Origin of the sequence: Sphingobacterium sp. UBA1897 (genome assembly GCF_002337775.1) — a bacterium.
GTDB lineage: Bacteria > Bacteroidota > Bacteroidia > Sphingobacteriales > Sphingobacteriaceae > Sphingobacterium > Sphingobacterium siyangense.
Map to the genome: position 1 here is coordinate 24639 of NZ_DDGR01000007.1, position 19766 is coordinate 44404.

At 38.0% G+C, this 19766-nt stretch carries 18 protein-coding genes; 4 read left to right on the forward strand and 14 right to left on the reverse strand.

All coding sequences use genetic code 11. The features are described 5' to 3' along the window. Positions 1-8 precede the first annotated feature (8 nt). The 10 genes from B4N43_RS05445 to B4N43_RS05490 form a co-directional block, all read right to left on the reverse strand. Complete coding sequence (locus B4N43_RS05445) at positions 9-3050, reverse strand: SusC/RagA family TonB-linked outer membrane protein (RefSeq protein ID WP_286733361.1); 3042 nt, start codon at positions 3048-3050, stop codon at positions 9-11. A 67-nt stretch (positions 3051-3117) separates the two neighbouring features. Further along, a complete protein-coding gene (locus tag B4N43_RS05450) occupies positions 3118-4200 on the reverse strand; it encodes a FecR family protein (protein WP_248933542.1) in 1083 nt (360 codons plus the stop codon). A gap of 89 nt (positions 4201-4289) precedes the next feature. Then, complete coding sequence (locus tag B4N43_RS05455; protein WP_286733363.1) at positions 4290-4883, reverse strand: RNA polymerase sigma factor; 594 nt, start codon at positions 4881-4883, stop codon at positions 4290-4292. A gap of 190 nt (positions 4884-5073) precedes the next feature. Beyond that, on the reverse strand, positions 5074-5865 hold the full coding sequence (locus B4N43_RS05460) for a hypothetical protein (protein ID WP_248933540.1): 792 nt from the start codon (positions 5863-5865) through the stop codon (positions 5074-5076). Positions 5866-5896: 31 nt separating this feature from the next. After that, entirely contained in the window at positions 5897-6181 is a 285-nt protein-coding gene (locus B4N43_RS05465) for a hypothetical protein (protein ID WP_075992179.1), read from the reverse strand. 160 nt (positions 6182-6341) lie between these two features. Continuing rightward, the gene (locus B4N43_RS05470; RefSeq protein WP_248933539.1) at positions 6342-7460 is read right to left on the reverse strand and encodes a TlpA family protein disulfide reductase; all 1119 of its coding nucleotides are present in this window, start codon (positions 7458-7460) and stop codon (positions 6342-6344) included. 132 nt (positions 7461-7592) lie between these two features. Continuing rightward, entirely contained in the window at positions 7593-8303 is a 711-nt protein-coding gene (gene pgl / locus B4N43_RS05475) for a 6-phosphogluconolactonase (RefSeq protein ID WP_075992178.1), read from the reverse strand. 17 nt (positions 8304-8320) lie between these two features. Next, complete coding sequence (gene zwf / locus B4N43_RS05480; protein ID WP_075992177.1) at positions 8321-9802, reverse strand: glucose-6-phosphate dehydrogenase; 1482 nt, start codon at positions 9800-9802, stop codon at positions 8321-8323. An 8-nt stretch (positions 9803-9810) separates the two neighbouring features. Next, positions 9811-11229 (reverse strand): NADP-dependent phosphogluconate dehydrogenase, encoded by a 1419-nt coding sequence (gene gndA / locus B4N43_RS05485; protein WP_286733366.1) that lies wholly within the window; start codon positions 11227-11229, stop codon positions 9811-9813. 586 nt (positions 11230-11815) lie between these two features. After that, positions 11816-12133 (reverse strand): hypothetical protein, encoded by a 318-nt coding sequence (locus tag B4N43_RS05490; RefSeq protein ID WP_075992175.1) that lies wholly within the window; start codon positions 12131-12133, stop codon positions 11816-11818. A 213-nt stretch (positions 12134-12346) separates the two neighbouring features. Between B4N43_RS05490 and B4N43_RS05495 the strand changes: the two genes are divergently transcribed. After that, positions 12347-13255, forward strand: coding sequence for a hypothetical protein (locus tag B4N43_RS05495; protein WP_286733368.1), 909 nt, complete (start codon positions 12347-12349; stop codon positions 13253-13255). Positions 13256-13545: 290 nt separating this feature from the next. On the opposite strand, the gene B4N43_RS05500 is transcribed toward B4N43_RS05495, so the two are convergent. Both B4N43_RS05500 and B4N43_RS05505 read right to left on the reverse strand, forming a co-directional pair. Continuing rightward, entirely contained in the window at positions 13546-13932 is a 387-nt protein-coding gene (locus B4N43_RS05500; RefSeq protein ID WP_075992173.1) for a hypothetical protein, read from the reverse strand. A gap of 483 nt (positions 13933-14415) precedes the next feature. Further along, entirely contained in the window at positions 14416-14853 is a 438-nt protein-coding gene (locus tag B4N43_RS05505) for a PD-(D/E)XK nuclease family transposase (protein ID WP_248933538.1), read from the reverse strand. A gap of 153 nt (positions 14854-15006) precedes the next feature. Here B4N43_RS05505 and B4N43_RS05510 point away from each other — a divergent pair, with 153 nt between their 5' ends. The 3 genes from B4N43_RS05510 to B4N43_RS05520 all read left to right on the forward strand — a co-directional run bounded on the left by B4N43_RS05510 (position 15007) and on the right by B4N43_RS05520 (position 17611). Beyond that, on the forward strand, positions 15007-15465 hold the full coding sequence (locus B4N43_RS05510) for a tetratricopeptide repeat protein (RefSeq protein WP_248933537.1): 459 nt from the start codon (positions 15007-15009) through the stop codon (positions 15463-15465). 728 nt (positions 15466-16193) lie between these two features. Beyond that, positions 16194-16751, forward strand: a complete 558-nt coding sequence (locus B4N43_RS05515) for a TetR/AcrR family transcriptional regulator (protein WP_075992168.1) — start codon at positions 16194-16196, stop codon at positions 16749-16751. 14 nt (positions 16752-16765) lie between these two features. Further along, a complete protein-coding gene (locus B4N43_RS05520; protein WP_286733371.1) occupies positions 16766-17611 on the forward strand; it encodes a sialate O-acetylesterase in 846 nt (281 codons plus the stop codon). A gap of 194 nt (positions 17612-17805) precedes the next feature. On the opposite strand, the gene B4N43_RS05525 is transcribed toward B4N43_RS05520, so the two are convergent. Both B4N43_RS05525 and B4N43_RS05530 read right to left on the reverse strand, forming a co-directional pair. Beyond that, positions 17806-18522, reverse strand: coding sequence for an FAD-binding oxidoreductase (locus B4N43_RS05525; RefSeq protein ID WP_286733372.1), 717 nt, complete (start codon positions 18520-18522; stop codon positions 17806-17808). Positions 18523-18598: 76 nt separating this feature from the next. Further along, complete coding sequence (locus B4N43_RS05530; protein ID WP_286733373.1) at positions 18599-19456, reverse strand: AraC family transcriptional regulator; 858 nt, start codon at positions 19454-19456, stop codon at positions 18599-18601. Positions 19457-19766: the final 310 nt, after the last annotated feature.

The following is a 19766-nucleotide window of genomic DNA, read 5'->3' on the forward strand; positions in this document are numbered from 1 at the left end:
AACCAAGTTTATAATGTAATATCCAATCCAAAAGAATACACCTTTACCTGCGGGTAAAAGTTACCATAGCCTACTGGTGCTTCGACGTCATAACCGTCCCAAAATTTATCTACGCTGAATAAGTTTGAACCATTAACAAATACCCGAAGTTTATTCAGCCCGATGGACTTTAGTAGCTCAGCCTGAAAGGTATAGCCGAGCTGCAAATTTTTCAGGCGAAGATAGGCGGCATTTTTCATCCAAAATTGGGAAGACTGCTGGTTGTTATTCTGTCCGAAAGCCAATCGTGGATATTTCGCTGTAGTATTATCGGGTGTCCATCTATCTTTATTATCCTCACGAATCGTTCCACCGATTGCCCCGGTAGTCGTAAAGGGCTGAATACCGGCCCCATATAGGTATCCATCGGCTTTGCCTACACCTTGTAAAAGAAAACTGAAGTCGAACCCCTTGAAACTAAAATTGGAGTTGAGCGAATAGGTATATCGTGGAATGGTACTACCAATGATAACCTTATCGGACTCATTAATCACTCCGTCGTCATTCTGATCACGGTATTTGAGATCACCTGGTGCTAAGGTACCAAACTGTGTGGCATGAGCTTTTACCTCCTCCACTGTTTGGAAGTAGCCATCGGAAACATAACCAAAGATGGAATTAATGGGATAGCCTTCCCGATTGACCGTTAGACCAGTCTGATTGATTCCGCGCATATCCAACACCTTGTTTTTGACATCAGAGAGGTTGAGTGTAAAATTATATTTAAAGTCTTTGGCCGGATCGCTTCGATAGCCCATGGAAAGCTCCCAACCTTTATTCTCGACGACGCCTGCATTTTGATAAGGCTTATTTAAACCAATAATGAGCGGGATATCCAGCTGTAATAATATATCACTGGTTTTTCTATTGTAAAAATCTGCCGTAATAGTCCATCGCTTAAATAAGGTAAGATCGATACCAATATTTTTCTCCTCGGTAGACTCCCATGTAATATCGGGATTAGACATATCATTTAGCGCTGCCGTATTGACGATGCCATTACCCAAAGTGTACGAACCTAGGTTCAAAGATGCCACGGCTGGATAGGTCCCAATATTCTGATTTCCCAACTTACCCCATGAAGCCCTGATTTTTCCCTCTGTAAGCCACCCCTTGGATGCGGTTAGGAACTGCTCCTCGGAAAAACGCCATCCGGCGGATGCCGACGGAAAAAAACCATAGCGATTACCTTTGGCAAACCTGGACGAACCATCGTAGCGTGCATTGAGTTCTAAAAGATAACGATCTTTGAAAACGTAATTGATCCTTGAAAATAAAGATTGTAATGCCCACTCGGAAGCACTTCCTGTCGCTGACTGATTTAGTGCCGAACCCGCATTGAGCACTTCATAGTCAGGGAGAACGTAGGTGTCCCTAAAACCCTGGGAGTAATCAATCTTGTAGTCTTCCCGCGAACCACCAATCAATGCTTTCAACTGATGTGGACCAAAATCTTTGTTTAGCGTAAGGGTCGCCCGCATATTATTAAAAAGTTCTTGGCTATTGTACTGGGTAAGTGCTGTACGTACTGGAACAGCGAAGCTCGGCGTACCATCTGGAAAATAGGACTGTACTGCTTTCCGGAAATTCTTATTTACCTGCGTCGCATATTTAGGTGCATAATTGACCTCGGCAGTCAACCATTCTTTGGGTCTGTAGATCAATGATGCATTGATACTACCAAATGGACTTTTGTTGGTAGCAACACCGCCATCAGCAGCCGCCGATACGGGATTATTACCATTCCAACCCAGTCCCCAGGTACCATTGGAATTTCTGAAGGATTGATTGGCAGGAATACTGCTCATCCACTGAAAAAGTTCTTCGATGCTCGCGGCTGGTGAGGTTACGATCGGATTGACATATTGAAAGTCAAATTTAACGGCGAGCTGATCTGAGAATTTAACATCCACATTGTTGCGGATGGTATAACGCTTAAACGAACTATTCAGTGTCAAGCCCTTCTGGTCGAAATAACCGACCGAAGTCAGCATTTTTACTTTGTTTGTGCCTGCATTGACCGTCACAAAATGGCTTTGCTGAAATCCATTCCCCTGCAAGGATTCCTTTTGCCAATCGGTATTGGGATACTCGTCCGAACTACCATTGCCCTGACTTCGATAGGCGGCAATGATATCCTCCGGATATAATGGACTCGCACCAACATTGGTATACGCTTCATTCGTCAGCAGCATATGATCCAGGGCATTGACGATTTTGGGCATATTGGTCGCCGACTGCCAACCGAAATAATTATTGTAGGCAATAGCGACTTTATCAGAACTTCCCCTTTTGGTCGTGACCAAGATGACACCATTGGCAGCTCTCGAACCGTAGATCGATGCGGAGGCGGCATCTTTTAATATGGAAATATTCTCTATTAAATTGGGGTCGATATTATTGATAGAGCCTTCGATCCCATCAATCAGCACTAAAGGTGCTGCGTTGCCAAGTGTACCGATACCGCGGATACGGATATCCGCACCGTCCGCTCCCGGCTTGCCAGAACGCTGTGTGACGGTGACTCCCGAGGCCATGCCTTGAAGGGCCGAAGAGGTTTGCCCTGCGGGCCTATTGTTCAGATCTTCTCCCGATACGGCGGAAACAGCGCCCGTCAAATTCACCTTTTTCTGAACACCATAGCCGACGACAACAACTTCGTCTATCATTCCGGTATTTGGTTTCAGACGGATAAGCACGGTGTTTTTGCTGGTAGCGGTTGCCACAAAATGCTTAACAGAATCGGTATCGTAGCCGAGATGGTGGGCATAGATCGTATAATTTTCGCCAGCAACAAGTGGAGTTAAAACAAACAATCCGTTGTTATCGGCCACAAAGTGGAGTTTTTTACTGCTCTTCTCGTGGACAAGATCAATAGTTGCGCCGGGCAATGTATTCCCTTCGTTGTCAACTATTTTACCATTTACTTTCAGGTTTGATTGCGCAAATCCTACAGAAAAGTATGGAAATAGCAATCCCACGAGCATTAATTTGATTAGAATATGCTTCATAATTGTTTACAGTTGGTTATTCTGATTTATATATTGGTTTATTTTTCCGCGTTGGGTTGATTCTCTCCTACTGTACGTCCTCCTTTCTTCTCGAATTGCTGATGTTGACAATACCATTGTTCACTTGGAATGTACAATCGTTCAATTGACAGAAACTGGTCAAGAAATTAGCTAGCGATTCTTTGCTATTTAAACTTCCTGTAAATGAACTGTTGAGCAAATCAGGATTATCACATATAATCGAAACATCGTAAAGGCTTTCGATTACTCTTAAGAGTTGAATGTTTTTGGTTTGGTTAAATTTGACAGACTGATTGGTCCATTCGACATTGGCAGTTAGCTGTGGTATAAGTTTCCTTAGCTCCTTATCCACACGGGCAGGCTGAGATTTTGTCAATTCGGGCTCCGAAAACTTAATCATCTGCTGAAGTTTTAAGTTAACCAATACTTCTTCTTTTGGTTGGAGGTATATTAAATTTCGGCTATCTGCCGTAACTGATCCGACAGATATTTTGCCCTCCATTAGTTTTATTAGTACATGATCGGTATCCTTGGGGTCTACGCTAAATATGGTGCCTAAGGCAGTGGTCAAATATCCTCTGTAATTGACTTGAAAAGGTGCATTTTTGTTTTTGTACACCTTGTAAATAACCCGACCTTGCACCTGATGTACATCGCGGTGGCCTCTGCCAGTATATTCGAATCCGATTTTAGCCTGTGGATAAAGGATAACGGTCGTGCTATCAGGAAGCTGAGCATTGATTGTATAAGCATTTTTATTTTCATACCAGGTAACCTGTTCTTTTGTTGAGGTCGAGAAATTTTTCAAAAAGAGAACCGACAGTACGCAGAGTAGCACGGCGGCACAGGAAGCCCAGGCCCACGGGCTTATGCTACGAATGAGCATAGGTTTTGGCGGATCTACGGCATAGATATGATCGAGCACTTTCCGATGAACCATGCTTAAATCTAGTAACGGAATTTGTTGTACTACTTGTCCTTCATCCTGATCCAGCATCTCAGTGATCCATAACTCTAGAATTGCAGTATCAATCTTGGCCATTTCGTCAAAAAATGACTCATAATACTGCGCATCCAAGCGGTTGTGGATATACGCCAACAATTGATCTTTAAAGGATTGCTCTTTCAAAATTTACTATAATTAGTTCAATACATTGCTGTATTTGTTACTCTATACGTTTGACAAAGAGAATCACACTATTACTTTTTTTATTTTTTTTATAGTTTGAATAAAAAGGCTGCAAAAAGACTGATTATATACTCATCTCGGTAGTTTTCTTGAATATATTTTTTGATATCTTTTAGTGCACTCACCAATTGATTACTCACAGTAGATACTGAGATGCCCAGTAAATCGGCTATTTCTTTATAACTTTTGTCTTCAAATTTATTGAGGGTCAGAATCTCCTTTCGTTTGGGGCTCAGGGAGTCGATTGCATTGGTCAACATCTGTTGCTTATCTTTGAAAAACAGTTTTTCTTCGGTATGATAATACATTTCTATGGCTGAAGCCCATATTTCCAATTGAAGAGCCTTGTCTCTTTGCACTTTTCGAAAAAAGTCCATAGCCAAATTGTCCGCAATATGATTGAGAAATGAGACAAACCCCTTATTAGGGTCAATCTTTTCACGTTGGAGCCATATTTTGGTAAATACTTCTTGTAAGATTTCTTCTGCAATAGTTTGATTTTTCACCAATTTGATCAATCTCACATAGATCTTTGGCGAATAATGGAAATAAATTTCATTAAACGAATTTAGGTCTCCATTTTTAAGTTTTTCCAGTGTAGCAGCTTCTTTAGGAGATTTCATTTGGCAAATTCTGATAATTGGTACGAACGACGAACTTAATATAGTGATAAATTTACTAAATCAAAATCATTGGTACCCCAAATAAAATTTTATATTTCATACAAATTGACCTCCCCACCGCAAAACATGACATTTTAAAAGGAGAGAATTCGGGCCATATCTTCCCTAGTTTCCTTAATTAAAAATTGGCTTATTCTTTCGTTAATAAAAGGGCAATATCCTGTTTTGCCAGCACATGGCCTTTATAGACAATATTACTCTTGAGATAAAGAAAACATTGATCGATACGATCGAGTTTGCCTATTAACACTTTTATAGACTTTATATCCAGTTCTCCCATTTCTGCAGGAACGACTTTATTCGGATCTGAAATTAATTGTCCGTCTTTTTTAAATTCTTCGAGTTGCCAGGAGTAACCTGCCCAAGGCCCTGCGACCAATGTTGTCTGTTTGGCATCCATACTGATCTGTCCTTTATATTCCAAGCCCAGACTATCAACCCTAACCCTCTGGTCTTTCAAATCAATGACTAGATATTTCAAATAATCGCCGAAGTCTTTAGGCTCGAAATGGATACTATTGTCCTTGCGAATGATCTTGAGCTCCATCGCCCCTATTTTGTCTATTTTGGTAGATTGGGAGAACTCCATAAAAGCAGCATACTCTTCTTCGCTAATACCTAGATTTTTGTGATATGGTATAGGCTCTCCGGGTTTTAACTCCTTCATGGTTTTGAAAAACCAATCTTCATTGGCTTTCATGGCTTGTTTCATTTTCCCAACAATTGCAAGCTGTGCTGCATTCGGCCTGGGAATTCCCAACACCGCTGCGGTATAGTTGCCTTCAGGAAGTTGTCCATCAACGAACTGAATTGCCAATGCATCGCTGTCCACCCCGGATTGCTTTTGTGCAGAAACATTGAAGGAAAATATGAAGGCCGCTAACACCCCATAAAAACGAAGATATTGGTATAGAAATGTCATTGTCAGTGTATTTGAAAGATAAAATTACGATTTAATGCTGAAAATCCGCCATCTTCTTCGCCAACGGTCCGTCTTTCGTTACAAGACTAGACCAACCCGGACGTGCCCCTACGGTAAGTTTCGCGATCAATCTTTCGGATAAAAATATCTTAGCTAGTATTTCTTCCGCAAAATCCCAAGTGACTTCAACAGGCGTCCAAGCGTCGAATGGGTCGAGATTCTCTCTAACAAATTCCGCAGAATTTAAAAAGGGGTGATTTTCTTCTATCTGCAATTCTGGCTCACTCGGAGTTGGTGTTACATTGTATAGCCACACATGGGCAATAATATTTTCGCCTTCTTTCCAAAGGTAAGCATAGCAGACCTTATCGTCATCTTCGATGAAAAATCCCTTTTCTATCTCTTTTTATTATGATAAAATAGAGTTTTTGAGTTGTTGGGCTCAATTCAAAAGCATATGCTAAATATTGAGTGATTTAGTATTTGAAAATTCGTTCTAATTCTTTGCTCAAGTCATCACCCCTAAGTCCTTTAGCAAGAATTACTCCATTTGGATCAATTAGAAAATTATCAGGGACAGCTTGAATAGAGAGCTGTTGAGCGACTGAATTTTTAAAAGATTTTAGATCTGATAACTGCGTCCATTTTAATCCGTCATTGCGTATAGCTTTTAGCCATTCTTCTTTATTTTCATCTAATGATATTCCTATAATCTCAAATCCTTTACCTCTGTATTTTTGATAGGCTTTAACCAAATTAGGATTTTCTCTTCGACAAGGCGCGCACCAGGATGCCCAAAAGTCAACCAGCACATATTTACCTCTAAATTGGGATAATTTAACGACTTTCGATATCGTATCTGTTTGTTCGAACTCAGGCATCATTTCACCAATTTCAAATATTTTACTAATTTTTATTTTTTGGAGAATTGATTCGCCAAGATATGTTTTCTGTAAATCATTCGAAATCTTTTTGAACATGTTATTTCTATCATTTAGTTGTTTATTTGTATTATCCGGGAAATTACTTATCAAATAAAGTCCGTAATAGTTATTCGGGTGATTAGATATAAATGAATCGGAAAGTTCGCGAATTACTTCAATCAACTCATTGTTTGCCAGGTTACGGCCGAGTTGTTCTGTTTTTGCTTTAATTGCTGTTAATTTATTTTTGTTGAATAATCTCTCAATACTATCTAAAGAGGAATTTTTAATATCAAATTTATTAGACATAGGAATTAAACCCTTGGCGCCATTAATCAGCCAGCCTTTATAGCCATTAAATTCAATCGTTTTTTCTGGTTCTATCCAGAATGAATAGATTACAAAATCACCGATATAATTTTTATTATAAATATTTTTAATAGATATGTTGAAAATTGTCGGCTCTGAGATTATAGCTGTATATTTAAAATTGCTTTTATCATCTAATGCTACCGTATCAGAGATCGTATTTCCTTGATTTTTATATTTAACAAAATAGATTGTGTGAGGAATAGTATCTATCACTCCCTTAATAACTGATTTATTGTTTGATTGACCTTTTGCAGAGCATAAGATTGAAAAGAAAATCGAAATTAAAATCAAAAATCTCATTGTAAATTTATTAGCAATAATGTTCCAATATTTCCCTAAGGGGCTATAACTGTATTGACAAGAGTACTTAAGCACCCTTGTCAATCGTTAAGGGAGCCTTTTTGGCTAGACGTCCCGTATAGTCAAATGATATTAAATTCCAGCTTCTTTATCGGTAAAAATCTGGACTCCTGCTTTTTTTTCAATTAACTGTAGCGGATATAGTTCAGGATTATATACACCATTAAGAACTTCATTCAAAGCGTTTTTCTTGGATTTACCAAATGTAACAATCAGAATATTTTCAGCTTTATTGATAATAGGTTCAGTCAAAGTAATTCTGAACATTGCCTGTGGCTTTAGATAGTAGGCATCAACCCATTTTTCTTTTTCTTGTAAGATCTTTTCTCCTGGAAACAGAGAGGCTGTGTGGCCATCATCACCCATTCCTAAAAGGATGAAATCAAAAATACCGTCAGCTCCTAAAACATTTCTGATTTGAGCTTCGTATGCTTTAGCGTAATTTTCAGGCTCAATTCCCTCTTTATACATGGGGAAAATCTGATTTTCATTTACCGGAACCTTATTCAAAAGTACTTCCAAAGTCATCTTAAAATTACTTTTCTCATCTTCAAGAGAAACCCATCTTTCATCTACCCAAAAAAAATAGATTTTGTTCCAAATTATTTTATCTGCATATTCGGGAGTAGCTAATAAACTAAAAATGGCTTTCGGTGAAGAGCCACCACTCAACGCGACCACAAATTTATCATGCTTCTGAATCGCTTTTTTCGAAAGCTCAACAAATGTATCTGCTGCTTCTTTATATAAAGCATCCAGATTATTAAATATCGTAATATTCATTCTCTTTTCATTAGATTTTAAACCCACTGATGTCCCTGCCGCTCTACCAGTGCATCACTGTCATCAGGGCCCCAGTTTCCTGAAGCATAATTTGGGAACGATGGATCTTTGGTTTTTTCCCAGGTTTCCTGAATCGTTTTTATCACATCCCAAGCTTCTTGTACCTGATCAGAGCGCATAAACAGTGTAAGGTCTCCCACGAGTGCTTCCAATAAAAGAGTTTCATAAGCTTCGGGCGTATCGGTCTGACAGGCAAAATTATCGAAAATCATCTCCACAGGTTTAAGCTCTAAAGACAAGCCTGGCTTTTTAGACATAAACTGCAATCTGATGTCCATTTGTGGCTGGATATTAATAACCAATCGGTTTGCCGACAGAAGCGAGCTGCTTTCTGAAAACGTAGAATTTGGAAGTGGCTTAAACTGAATCGTTATATAAGAATGCTTTTCTTTCATCTTCTTACCGGTACGAACATAAAAAGGAACATCCTCCCATCTTTCATTATCCAGATAAAACTTAATAGCGACAAATGTTTCCGTATTGGAATCATGAGCAATTCCCTCTTCCTGGCGATAGCCTTTTACTTTTACCCCATTTACTTTGCCTCGTCCGTACTGTCCTCTTACCGCATAATGATCTACTTTTTCGGGAGAAATCCTACGGATGGATTTTAAAACATCAACTTTACGATCCCTGATCTCACCCGATTCAAGTGAAGCCGGAGGTTCCATAGCAACCATACAAAGAATTTGCAAAAGATGGTTCTGAATCATATCGCGCAAAGCTCCTGTCTGCTCATAAAAACTGGCTCTTGTTTCCACACCTACTTCTTCGGCAACCGTAATCTGTACCGATTCTATATGTCTGTGATTCCAAAGAGGTTCAAAAATTGAATTTCCGAACCTGAACGCCAAAATATTCTGAACGGTTTCTTTACCTAGATAATGATCAATGCGATAAATCTGTTCTTCCTGGAAAGTTTGTGAAAGAAGATTATTTAGCTCAATGGCAGATTCTTTATTGTGACCAAAAGGTTTTTCGATAATAATTCGATCTGTTGCAGGATCAGATGCTATTGACGTATTTTTAAGATGATTTGAAATTACAGATACAAAGTTTGGTGCAATGGACAAATAGAAAAGTCTGTTGCCTCTCATTCCGTACACCTTATCAAAATTTTCCAGTTTCTGATATAAATCCTGATAAGAGCTTTCTTCATCAAGCTGATGCTGAAAATAGCTGATGTGAGCCTGAAAACCAGCCCAGTCTTCCTTGATTACAGCCTTCCGGGAAAAACTCTCCAGATTTTCTTTAATATAAGCCCTGAATTTTTCATCCGTATTTTCGGCTCTTCCTAAAGCTAAAATATTAAACCCCTTTGGCATTCTGCCATCGATATATAAATTATAGAAGGCAGGAAAAAGCTTTCTTTTTGCCAAATCCCCTGTTGCACCAAAAATAACGATCGTTGTTGGATGCAGGATTGTATTGTCACTCATTGTTAGATTCAGTTATTTGGGTTTTGCCATGAGGTATGAAAGACTCCTTCTCTGTCAGTTCTTTGGTAAGTGTGTGCACCAAAATAATCACGCTGCGCCTGAAGCAGGTTTACAGGTAAAGATGCTGTGGTATAAGCTTCGAAATACCCTAGAGCCGACTGAATTCCTAAGCTTGGAATTCCGTTTGATACAGCAAAAGCAGCTGTTTTTCTTAATGAAGAAATTTTATCTTTTACAATTTCTGAAATTTCCTGATCCAATAAAATATTAGATAAGTTCTCGTATTTTGAATAAGCCAGATAAAATTTCTCCAATAAAACCGAACGGATGATACATCCACCCCTCCAGATTTTAACAACATCTTTTAACGGAATTTCAAACTGATATTCTTCAGAAGCTTTTACCAATAATGCCAATCCTTGCGCATAACTGATTAAAGTAGATAAATACAAAGCATCCCCCACCTCTTTGATGAACAATTCTATATTTTCAGGAGTTTGTACTTCTTCTTTAGCATATAATTGCGAAGCTTTCACGCGCTCATCTTTGTAAGCGGATAAAATTCTTGATGTTACTGCAATATCGATGGTTGGAATAGACACTCCAACTTCCATAGCCTCCTGGGAGGTCCATTTTCCGGTTCCTTTTGCTCCTGCTTTATCTAAAATCTTGTCGACAAGAAAACCGTCTGTTACATCATCTTTTTGCTGGAAAATATCTCTTGTTATTTCAATAAGGAAAGAATTCATCTCGCCTTCATTCCATCTTTTGAAAACTTCATACAATTGGTTATTGTTAAGATTAGCTCCTTTTCTCAGTAAATCGTATGCTTCACTGATTAATTGCATGATGGCATATTCAATACCATTGTGAACCATTTTAACGTAATTCCCTGCAGCTCCTTTTCCCATATAAGCGGTGCAGGGCTCCCCTTTTACTTTTGCCGAAATAACTTCCAGCATAGGCTTCACCAAATTGAAAACTTCCAAATCTCCGCCCGGCATAATACTCGGTCCTCTTCTTGCCCCCTGCTCTCCTCCAGAAACTCCCATTCCCATAAAATGAAGGTTTTTAGAAGCTAAATCAGCTATACGTCTCTCGGTATCTTTGAAATAAGAATTTCCCGCATCAACGACAATATCTTTTGGACTCAGAAGCGGTGTTATGCTTTCAAGAACAGCATCAACCGGTTTACCTGCAGGAACCATCAAAATAACTTTTCGCGGACTGTCTAAACTTAACACAAATTCCTCTAGAGAAACAGTTCCAACAACCTTTGTACCTGAAGCAACTCCTTTACGAAGTTCGATTACCTTTTCTTCATCTAAATCGAATCCTACGACAGAGAAACCATTATCGGCAATATTGTAAAGCAGATTTCTTCCCATTACACCCAGACCAATGACCCCGTAATTATACTTTTCCATTCTTACTTAAAGTTTAGTTTATGCATCAAATTTACTGAAATGCATGCCAGCAAAAAAATTATCTAAAATTTTCTTTCAATTCTGACTTAGTTATCATCAACTGGAAAATATCATTAGTTATTTGGTTACGAGCTTCCAATATAAAAGAAGAGTGCCTTAAACAAGGCTAGTCAATACAAGACTTAACATATCCGAATTCAAAATTATTTTAGTACCAGCATACGCTAACTTAACCAAACAGTTATCCATATCCTTCTTCTGCAAGATTCGGCAAAATATAAAAACCCGCGCATCTTCGACAAGCTAATTAAAACAGCCGCCCTTATTGACCGTCAAGGGAGGCTATGTTAGCTAGATGTCGCTTTGGCTAAGTGTAATAATGCTTAGCGAATACGGATTTCATTTAGTTTTTTAAGATTCTTATCCGTCCGCGACACTAATGTCACCATAAATAAATCTTCTAAGTCACCAATAAACTTAATGGGAGAAATAGAAATTAACATAATATTGCTTTCATCGACAAGAACTTCATTTGGATCGTGCTGTACAAAGTGATCTTCAATCCGGAATATGACATGTTCAGATTTTAGATTTGTATATTTTTTTTAATATCCGACAAGCTCATTAAAATAGGATGGTATCCAGGCTTTAATTCAATGATCATTACCTGCCTTGTCTTGTCAACATCTATTGATTGAACCTCTTCAGGTTTTAATGATCGCATAGCATCGCCTAAGTAGGTTCTACCTTGCATCTCTATCTTAGGCAAAGGTCTTTCATCAAGATCTTTGTAAACAACCTTAGGCAAAGTATCCGTTTTACTATATAAAGGCTTCAATTGCTGTCCATGGGTTAAACTTAAGCCGAAAAATGACAAAAGAGCGCATAAAAGTATTTTTTTCATTTTTACCAGTATAATTTCTTTTAATATATCGTTGGTTATGAGGTTATTTATTAAACAGCATCGCATCGTTCATTTATAGCTATTCTGTTTCCTCGTATATTTGATTAAATCTATTTTTCTCTTTAATAAAAAACATCGGCCTCAATATTTCTCCAAACGTAAATTAACAAATATATTTAGTATATTAGATTGTTGAACCAATTAATTTATAGTATGCGCTATTACCTTATTTTAATTTCCGCCCTATTGCTAACAGGTTGTAAGAAAGAGATCGATCCTACCCAAGGTAAGGAGGTATTGAAAGCGGGGTTTGTATATGTAAATCCAGAAGGCAAACAGCTAAAAGACCCTACTATTATTGTTCCTCCCAAGCTCTCTGCTATGCCTGCCAACATAGCTTATATCCCTTATGAAGGAGCAGCTTTCAAAAGTGATATAAAAGTAGTAAGAAATAAAATAGAACAGGATTACTCGGGAACTCCTGTTGTAAAATGGGTATTATATGATTTGGATAATAAGAGGGTTGTAAAAACGGAATCGGAGTCGGATATTAAGCTCGATATTGCAAGTGTGGGTAAATACCGACTAACGCAATATATTTTCAAAAATGAAATAGAAAGTGAAACACTGAATATGGCATTGGATTCGGCGTCCAAGATCGTGGAGATTTCAACCATAAAATCCATTGACTCAATTGTGATTGATAAGCTCTCATCGCATAGTCCATATCTGACTTCTTCTTTTAAAGAAGACGAAGTCTTTGATGCCGTTGTATCGTTATACAACTCTTTGGAAGACGCTGAGAATAGCAAAAAACCAATCGCAGAAACAGAGGTAAATAAAGCGTTGAAATTGGGCGCATCTCAAATAGCATTCGCCATTACCGATCCTATTTTTATCCCAACATTTGATTTTCCAGAAAAGGATGATTTTTACCTACAATTAACCTACATGCAGCATGGAAAAAAATTCAGGATACTCGATAATCGCTTTGGCTCAATTTTCAAGTATTATAAAACAGGCTATCTGACAGCGGATAAATCCGCCCTTCAGGAAGAAAGAAAATTAAAATTTGAGGATATGACACTTACAATTAGCTCTTCATTTACTTTTCAACGATAACTAGGCGTTAAAACGATCACTGAGTGTTAATTAGTGCAAATTAATTATCCACTCCTTTTTTATTAGCCTTGCGCCCCGGCATTTAACAACACATTGACGTAAGGGATAACCTCAAAAGAAGGGATCACCTATAGCCATTAAATTATTGAAGTCTTTCTGTTCAAGCTTTATTTGGGCTTTTGTAAAAATCACTGCTGCCAAAAGGATAAGACTTGAAAAGTATTTCATCATTATTCGTCTATGTGTTTGTATATTTCTTCTATCTTCGTCCAATTCGTTTCATGAAAATGTTACATCTTCTGCGCCAAAGGCCCATCTTTAGTGACAAGACTAGACCAACCCGGACAAGATCCCAGAGTTAGCTTTGCGATCAATCTGGACGCTAGAAATATATTGGCCACCGTTTCTTCCCCAAAATCCCAGGTCACTACAACAGGCGAACTCGCATCAAATGGTTGAAGGTTTTCTTTGACAAACTCAGCAGGATTTAAAAACGGTAGATTCTCCTTTTTATGCCATTCAGATTCTCTGGGAGTAGGAACGCTATTGTATAACCAAATATCTCCAACTATTCTTTCCTCATTCAATAAGTATGCATAACAAACCTTATCGTCATCTTCGATAAGTACGGCGAATTCTGGACGATCGTTTGATACATATTTTGTTAAACTTCCCATAAAATAGCTAATTTAAAACAACGAAGTCTGTGCCGTATCACTCCGCAATGGCGGCAATCCCTCCCATATCGAAAGCTTCATAACCTTGACTTGTTCAAAGAGATTGTTCAGCATAGCGCTAAGATAACATTTATATCAGAAAAAAGGCTGGATGGATCCAGCCCTAATATATAGTTATGATCCCAATAATAGGATAGTCAGTTTTTAAAAAAATAAAAAACCTTGAGGAGGGGGATCTCAAGGTTTTTACTACCTGTTATTAACCTAATTTATGAAAGTATTGGTATAACAATGGTTGATTCGATTTCGTTTGATCTTTTTATAAAAAAGTTGAGTTCGTCTCTTCGGCCTTACAAATATTTTCATTTAAATGAGAGCCTATTCAAAATGGTATTGATTAAGAAACCAACTTAACCTATAAAAAGAAAAAAGGCCGCTTAGACAGTATCCAAGTGGCCGTAAAACCCTATATGGTTATATTCTCTATTTTCCTTTAGACTTCTCTGCCTCGATCTGCTTTACAAACTCTACAGTGACGTTCGCTAATTCGGCTATCTCCGATATCGAAAATTTATTCGAAGACAAAAGATTTTTTATTACTTCCGCCTTTCCTTCGGCTTTTCCTTTAGCCTCTCCCTCTGCTTTTCCCTCTGCCATTGCTTTTTCGCGCGCTCGTTTCAATTGCTCCTCCTGACTACTTCGGATGCTATCCGCATCCCATTTATTCCTTAAACTTGCGTTGTACATCTCTCGTTCCTCCAATTTTAGTTTGCTATACTCTGCTAACTGAAATAAATTCTCAAAAATAGGCTTACGCAAATAAATGGAAAGTCCATTTAGCGAAGACATATTTTTGAGTACATACAGCCAACGATGTAAATCATTAACTAACTCTGCCTCAGCTTTAACAAAGTTAACCAATTTATCATTAATTTATTTCTCTATTTAGGAACGATAGAGCCCTTCGGGATTCTATATAGATAAAGCCTAGATCGTCGTAAAAAGTATCATCTAAAATCAATGGCACATTTTTTAAGGATAAATTATTATTTTCGTTAATGCATATTTGACCAAATGATGAAAAGCCTAGCGAAAAAGCTTCCATTACTAACCGTAAGCCTTGTTGAATTGAGAAAATGTTATCAGGTACTCATTATTAACCTATTCATTTTGTTAGCCGTATTGCTTTCCAATAATGCCTCTGCTCAAGTTGATTTAAACAATCTCAGAAATAATTGGATACAGATTGATGTGACGAGATTAGATGGTAGTAAAATACTAGCTGTACCGCATTTAAAGGATGTATTCCAAAGTCTAAAGATAGAAAAGTGCTTTGACCTTTCAAAAATAAATGTTGACGCATTATACAACATAGTAGCCATTTATAACGAAACGGGGCAGACCGAAAAAGCCATCGAGATCTTAAATCAATTAATTGAATTGGGGCAAGTCCGAGCACAGGAGTTTTTGAGAGAAAACATAGCTAATTCATCTTTAGAAAGTCATTCAGTCGAACAGAGGCCTATAAAATAGCTTTAACAGGATATTTAGATAATTTTAGAATGAACTTTACCAGTTTTAATAACTACCACAAACTTAACGTGGTTTTTGAGTTTTCGATCTTATGACACCGGTTATGTTACACAGTCTAAGATGGTCTTATATTTTTAAGCATTGGATAGGTACCTTATTATTGGGTACTACGCTTGTGACTATATCCCCAGGATTTAACCCATTAAATTTTTCCGGTATTGGTCAAACGATCCTCTTTTCGCTACTTTGGCTTTGCTATAGCACAATATATTCTATTCCTACGTTGATATGTTGTACACTGGCATTCTATTGGTTCAAGAGCAATACACTCAATGTCAATTGGATCAAAATGACTTTAATACTGATTACATTGGCTGGAATTGCAATGACAATGGCACTAACAATGGGATCAATGGAGTGGGCCATATATTATTCGATCGCTGCAATAATTACTGGGATCTTATTTAAGATTGAGAAGGTATGATTAATTCGCTTACTACAATGTTAACCGGCTTTGGACTTCGATCTAACCCAAAGGTAGTAAGATCAGTTGGAATTACATCTGTTCATTTCCTTTGAAATATTGTTCAAAAGTTGACAAAGGGTTGTTAAAAAGTGATAATTCCCTTTGGAATTTTAACGATACTTAATGACAATTGGGCCAATAAATTATAATTTCACCTATAAACTAACACATATATAAGACATTTGTCATACATTTGTGCCAAATGAATAGGGAAAAGCTAATTTATAGTGCAGTAAAAGTTTTAAATGAAGACTTTCATGCTCCTTTAGAGCGAGTAGCCGAGGTTGCACAAATCAGTAAGCGAACTTTGTATCGGTATTTTAAGGATAGAGATGCACTTATAACTGCCTGCTATGTAGATATGCTTGAAACCTGGTATATCACTATGGTTTCTGCATTTAACAGCAATACTGATCCGGTCAAACAATTGGAAGCAGTGCTATACGCAGCTATCGACAGCGGTGTAAAATATATTTTCCTACACGCCCTTGAGGAGAGGCAGGTTGATGTGGCAGCGATGGACAAAGAAAAAGTTATTGCCTATGAACAAGCAAAAGAAAAGTGGTTTGCTATAGTTCCCCAGCTGCAGGCGAAACACATTATAGACAATCGCTTGTCCTCAGCTTGGATCAGACATCTCTTTGCCAGTGTGGCAAGAGCAAGTGTGAAGGCATTAAATTCTGGTGACGTCGCTCCGAATGATCTTAAAAAATTTGCCTGGCTATCATTTAGCCGTAGTATAGGAATCGTGGAGTCTTAAATATATAATCAACTATGATACAATCTTTTTTGCTAATAGGGCAATCAAATATGGCCGGCCGCGGAATTCTGGATTCAGTGCCGCCTATCATCAACGAATCAATAAAGATGCTTCGCAATGGACGCTGGCAGATAATGGCCGAACCCATACACAATGACAGGCCTATGGCTGGTGTGGGGCTCGCATCATCATTTGCTGCCTCCTGGCATGCGGATCACATTGGCGAGGAGATCGGCCTTATCCCTTGTGCTGATGGCGGTACCAGCTTAAATGACTGGCAGGTTGGTGGCGCGCTCTTTGACCACGCTATTTTTCAGGCTAAACTTGCTCAACGTAGCAGCCAGTTGACAGGAATATTGTGGCATCAGGGAGAAAATGATTCTTCCGCCGAACTGGCCGCAAAATACGGTGAAAAGTTTGATAGTATAGTCAATGAGCTACGGAAGCAATTAGGGGCTCCTGAAGTTCCCCTGATTATCGGCGCGATAGGCGACTTTTTGCCTTATGGTCTATTTGGAGCGCATTTCAATGATTACCATTTGGTCAATAGCGCCTTACAAAAATATGCAGCATCGCACAACAATTGTAACTTCGTTTCGGCAAAAGGGTTAACTGCAAACGAAGACCAAATTCATTTCAACGCGTCGTCGCTTAGAAAGTTCGGACTACGATACTATCAGGCATTTTTAAATGCAGCAGATGTAACCGAAGCTTTACCTGACGAAGATGAACTACTAGGGAAGATTTATGGACGTGAACTGTCCCCCAACGAAAAGAAGTTTATTTTAGATGTCAACTTTGCATCTGGAAAAATCTCGTTAAGTGAATTCCAGCATCAACTGAAATTGATCGATAAATAATTCAAGATTCATGTTAATCCAAATGGCATAAAAAATAAAGTAAGAATATAAAAACCTTAATAATCAGTTATGGGTGGTATGGACCTTATTCAGCTACACATTTGGTATTACGATTTAAAAATTAGCGTCCAGACACTTAAGCCATCTATAGGATTAAAAATACAAATAAATATGTACAGTTTAATCGCATTGGCCTATAATCCTTTTTTACCTGCTAACCAATAGCCATGTAAAAAAACATTGCCATTGGTTTTTTCTTTAATGATTTTTCTAAACTGCTGAGCCGATTTTACGTTACCCGTCAACACGAAGTTGGCCTCTTCCCAGTCCGGCGTATTGATCATTGGTAGCTTGCCTGCCCAGTCCTCCATGCTGACCAAAAAGTTTTTGGGGAATATCAGGCAATTTTCCAAGCCCAATAATTTTGGAACGTTTTTGTTCTCTTCATCCAATTCAAAAAGGAACACAAATTGATGCTTATTCTTCTTTAACATAGGAAGGAAAGAACAAGCTAGTGCTAATGAAGTCTCATCGCCAAAGATGACAAATCTTTGCACCGTTTTATCATAATATCTGCTTAACCCTCTTGGCTTATACATCACGATGTTGTCGCCCACTTTTAAATCTGCCATATAACGACTTCCGCAACCTTTACCATTCAAATAAACAATAAATTCAAACAAGCCCTTTTCAGTATCTGCATAAGAAACGGTATATCTCCGCGCCTCTGTAGCATTAATTCTAAAGTCGATGAATGAACCTACCGCGAATTGTACATTTTTTAAATCCCCTTTAAAACAAATCTTCTTGACAGATTTTGATAAAGAGACGGCTTCGACAACCTCGGTCAAAGGTAGCTTGGGCGTTAAGAATTCTAAGGTATCAAATAACCATTTTGGTGCACTTGGCATAGTATTATATTTTTTTCAAAGCAAAGTACAGCAGAATCAATCGTATAATATAGAACGGAAAAGAGTAGGTATTGGATTAATCGTGGTTTTTGCTACGAAATGTCAAAGCGGTAATTCCTGCAACTTTCACAAACAGTCGCGAAAAATAGGGATAGTCATCGTAACCTAATTCAGCTGCAACCTCTTTTACCGATTTATCGGAATGATATAGCAGGCGCTTTGCCTCTAAAATAATACGTTGTTGTATATGATGTGAAACAGAAAAACCCGTCACGTTCTTTACGCATTCATTTAGATAAGCAACGGAGATGTTTAATAATTCGGCATAGTCCGCGGGGCGTTTCATATGCACAAAATTTTGCTCGAGCAATTCTGAAAATGCCTTCTGAATTATTTCAAAACGCGACAATTTATCTGCTGGTTTTGACTGCTTGAGGAACTGCGACATAAATAGGGCAACCAATGTATTGCAACTGTCTTTCAACTGCAAATGATATAACTTGTCTTCTTTTCTGTCATACAGGTTTCTACATAAAAGAAAACACGCTTGGATAATCGCTAAATCTGTGCGTGAGCATAACGATAATGGCTCGATGGGTGTATTGCGCTGCAATAATTTTAGGTAATCCGCATTTAAGTTTTCATTGGATATTGTTAGAATATATCCACTTATATTTTCGACTTTCAAGGCTCTGTGAACCTGATTTGGCGATTGATATAGTATAGTTGGCTTATCTATCAAATATTTTTTAAAGTCTATTTCGGTATGCGAGATACCACTTTCCTGCAATACGAAAAGGTGATAGTCGTGTCGATGTGCATGATTAAACTCTTTACTCCCGGGAATTTCTGATGCTACACGAACAACAGCTATTCCATTACCAAAATTGCTGTCCCAGCTCCTGACAGGAATGGATGCCCTGTGTTTTTGCATAGATTTTAAACTATTGTTAAATACAAATGTAAAAAATAAACGCCCTATAAACGGTTCAACCGATCTATTTATTCACAAAAAAAGCTTTGCAGTAGGGACACAAAGTTAGTATTTTCCTAGTCTTTAAGCTACCAAGTTCGGTCAGAACACTTTGCGTATTTCAAGCTAAATTATTTTTTTTCTGTTCACTTTCAGCAAATTATCTACACAAAATCGTATATTTAGCCTTAATGCATCGAATTTTGAAGATTGATGAATTGCGAATGTATATCTAATGCTAACATTCGATAATAGCATTTTTAAATTTAAA

What these genes read in the sequence shown, in the direction of transcription:
- B4N43_RS05445 (WP_286733361.1), bottom strand. Translation starts at nt 3,050, where the DNA reads ATGAAGCATATTCTAATCAAATTAATGCTCGTGGGATTGCTATTTCCA.
- B4N43_RS05455 (WP_286733363.1), bottom strand. Translation starts at nt 4,883, where the DNA reads ATGAAATCTCCTAAAGAAGCTGCTACACTGGAAAAACTTAAAAATGGA.
- B4N43_RS05460 (WP_248933540.1), bottom strand. Translation starts at nt 5,865, where the DNA reads ATGACATTTCTATACCAATATCTTCGTTTTTATGGGGTGTTAGCGGCC.
- B4N43_RS05470 (WP_248933539.1), bottom strand. Translation starts at nt 7,460, where the DNA reads ATGAGATTTTTGATTTTAATTTCGATTTTCTTTTCAATCTTATGCTCT.
- pgl (WP_075992178.1), bottom strand. Translation starts at nt 8,303, where the DNA reads ATGAATATTACGATATTTAATAATCTGGATGCTTTATATAAAGAAGCA.
- zwf (WP_075992177.1), bottom strand. Translation starts at nt 9,802, where the DNA reads ATGAGTGACAATACAATCCTGCATCCAACAACGATCGTTATTTTTGGT.
- gndA (WP_286733366.1), bottom strand. Translation starts at nt 11,229, where the DNA reads ATGGAAAAGTATAATTACGGGGTCATTGGTCTGGGTGTAATGGGAAGA.
- B4N43_RS05490 (WP_075992175.1), bottom strand. Translation starts at nt 12,133, where the DNA reads ATGAAAAAAATACTTTTATGCGCTCTTTTGTCATTTTTCGGCTTAAGT.
- B4N43_RS05495 (WP_286733368.1), top strand. Translation starts at nt 12,347, where the DNA reads ATGCGCTATTACCTTATTTTAATTTCCGCCCTATTGCTAACAGGTTGT.
- B4N43_RS05500 (WP_075992173.1), bottom strand. Translation starts at nt 13,932, where the DNA reads ATGGGAAGTTTAACAAAATATGTATCAAACGATCGTCCAGAATTCGCC.
- B4N43_RS05510 (WP_248933537.1), top strand. Translation starts at nt 15,007, where the DNA reads ATGATGAAAAGCCTAGCGAAAAAGCTTCCATTACTAACCGTAAGCCTT.
- B4N43_RS05515 (WP_075992168.1), top strand. Translation starts at nt 16,194, where the DNA reads ATGAATAGGGAAAAGCTAATTTATAGTGCAGTAAAAGTTTTAAATGAA.
- B4N43_RS05520 (WP_286733371.1), top strand. Translation starts at nt 16,766, where the DNA reads ATGATACAATCTTTTTTGCTAATAGGGCAATCAAATATGGCCGGCCGC.
- B4N43_RS05525 (WP_286733372.1), bottom strand. Translation starts at nt 18,522, where the DNA reads ATGCCAAGTGCACCAAAATGGTTATTTGATACCTTAGAATTCTTAACG.
- B4N43_RS05530 (WP_286733373.1), bottom strand. Translation starts at nt 19,456, where the DNA reads ATGCAAAAACACAGGGCATCCATTCCTGTCAGGAGCTGGGACAGCAAT.